The organism is Rhodococcus sp. HM1 (assembly GCF_023218075.1).
Classification (GTDB): domain Bacteria; phylum Actinomycetota; class Actinomycetes; order Mycobacteriales; family Mycobacteriaceae; genus Rhodococcus.
Genome location: NZ_JALPTB010000159.1, coordinates 1 through 2,506 on the forward strand (window position 1 = coordinate 1; position 2,506 = coordinate 2,506).

Annotated in this window: 3 protein-coding genes; all 3 read left to right on the plus strand. The window is 69.6% G+C overall.

The window, feature by feature from the left end:
- Positions 1-104 precede the first annotated feature (104 nt).
- On the plus strand, positions 105-395 hold the full coding sequence (locus M1M07_RS32135) for a SelT/SelW/SelH family protein (protein ID WP_197256485.1): 291 nt from the start codon (positions 105-107) through the stop codon (positions 393-395).
- A 131-nt stretch (positions 396-526) separates the two neighbouring features.
- Complete coding sequence (locus M1M07_RS32140; protein WP_197256486.1) at positions 527-1,150, plus strand: hypothetical protein; 624 nt, start codon at positions 527-529, stop codon at positions 1,148-1,150.
- 100 nt (positions 1,151-1,250) lie between these two features.
- A partial coding sequence (locus M1M07_RS32145) for a hypothetical protein (protein WP_248676748.1) occupies positions 1,251-2,506 on the plus strand: 1,256 nt, incomplete at its 3' end.

Consider the following 2,506-nt stretch of genomic DNA (forward strand, 5'->3'; position numbering starts at 1 on the left):
CCCCATCACCGGTCTGCAGAGACCCCGCCGACCCCCCACCACTGTCGGCGGGGTTTCGCCTTTCCGGCGCGCGTAACGACCGTTCGGGTCGATATCCTCGCGACATGACGACGGGACCGCGGATCACCATCACGTACTGCACGCAGTGTCAATGGCTGCTGCGTGCCGGATGGATGGCGCAGGAACTCCTGAACACCTTCGGTTGCGATCTCGGTGAGGTAGCACTGATTCCCGGCACGGGTGGAATCTTCCAGGTGACCGCGGACACGCAGCTCGTGTGGGATCGCAAACGGGACGGGGGCTTTCCCGACATCGTCACCCTGAAGCAGCGGGTGCGTGACGTCGTCGATCCCGATCGTGATCTCGGGCACGGGGACCGGCCGACGCGCGCCTAGAGCCTCCCGGCTGTTCCGCCCCGAGACCGTTAGCGTGGGTACGCACCATCCATCAGGTGGGCCGTTCAGGGAGACCGCGAATCGCGGTGCGGCCACCGACATGCACAGGGAAGCAAGGGGAGGACATACCCATGACCATGTTCGCGAAGAGTGCTGCTGTGACAGCGCTGGGAGCCGCGACGATTGCGGTGCTCGCACCCGCCACAGCGACCGCAGCGGGCGCACCCGACGTCTCGGTATCCGCGCAGCCCGGCGCGGTGCGGGTCGATTTCGATTTCCGCGGCGTCGACGTCGCGCTCGGCGTCACTTGCATCACCTACGTCGTCGCCCAGCAGGGCACTCTGGACGCGGCGGAGCCGTCGGGACGCCGTGATGCCCAGCCGGCAGGCTCGAGTTTCTCGATCACGAACACCAGCACCTCGGCTGCCACGTACGTCGGTGAGAACGGTCCGGTTTCGGCGGGTCCGCGTGCCATCACGCCCGGGACCTACGACGTCTTCTGGGGTTGCCAGGACGCCGAGGGCAAAAGGTGGGAGAACATCTTCGGCCCGTCGGGACGGCCGTTCGTCTCCCCGATCACCGTGACGGTGCCCGGCGAATCTGCCGCGACCTCGCCGTCGCAGAGCAGTCCGGCCTCGGGAGGCGCAGCACCGGCCGTGCCGCCGGCACCTGCTGCTCCGCAGGCGCCGGCCGGCCCGGTGGCACTGGTGACGGAGGGTCTGCAGGCGCTGTCCACCCTCGTCGGGATCGCCTGATCCCCGGTACCGCGCCGATCCCGGCCACGTAACATTCGGCGAACGTCGCCCGACGTAGCGTTGGCATGGTTTGTCCGGATCGGTGCGGGAGAGGTCCCCAGTGTCAGAAGGAAGCATCCGCGACGCACAGTTGCGTCGTGAACTCGGTGTTCCCCCATCGTTCGACCTGCTGGGGCACCTCCGGGATCTCGCTCGCGTTGCCCTGCCCGCGTTCCTGATCGCAGCGGTCGGCGCCGCGCTCGTCTTCGTCGTGCGCGACAGCGGACCGGGCGTCTACGAGTCCCGGGTGGTGGCGGAGATCCGCAGCACCTCCCCGATGTACGGCGGCGACGCGAACCTCGGGCAGCTCACCGCGCCCTACGTCGCACTGTCCTCGGACTCCGAGGTGGTCGCGCTCATCGGGGAGGCGATGGGTGAGGGCTGGGATGCGGCGACCGTCGAGGGCCACATCGAGGTTTCGCCCGGTCCGTCGCCCACACTGCTGATCGTGAACGCCACTGCGGACTCCCAGGCCGAGGCCGACGAGCTCACCGGAATCGTCGTGACCTCGCTCGACCGGGTGCAGTCCGGGCGGAACCGGGCCGCCGTCGACGCGAGCGTGGCCGGGCTCGACACGACCATCGCGGACCGGCGTGCCGAACTCGCGAGCCTCGACCCGGAGTCCCCGGCGTATGCGGCGTTGCAGGGTGAGATCGACGCGCGAATCGACGAACAGCGTCAGCTCCGCGCCAGCTTCGGAAGTACCCAGCTGCAACTGCTGGCGTCGCCGAACAGCAGCGGCGAGAAGGTGTCACCGAAGCCGGCCGCCGAGGCGATGGTCGCGTTCCTCGCGTTGTTCCTCGCCGCCGCCGAGGCCCTGGTGGCGCTGAGCGGTCGCCGCGGCACCACCAACAGCCCGGAATGGGCGCGGCGGCTGTCCCGCCGCTACCGGACCGCACTGCAGATCGAACACACCGACGCCCTCGGCCTGCCGCTGGACACCACCGTCATGGTGAATCAGCGTGCCTCCCTGAGTGAGTCGATCCTGATCCTCGCGGGCGCCGGAGTGCAGTCGGACCCGCGGAGCTTCACCGGTGCCGCCGCGGACCGGATCACGCGGGCCGCGTTGACCGACCGCTGGTGGCAGTCGGTCCCGACCGACGAACTGGCGCTCGCGGTGGTCGTGGTCGCAGCCGCCGAGAGCGAGCGCGCAGCCGTCGAGGACGCAGTGCGCGCCCTGGCCGAGATCGAGGTGCCCACCCGCCTCGTGCTGCTCGCGGCGGGACCGCGCGGAAGCCTGTTCGGTGCACTGGGTTCACTGCGCGCCCCAGGTTCTCTCCGCTCCTCAGGTGCTCGGCGTGCCACAGACACGTCCGT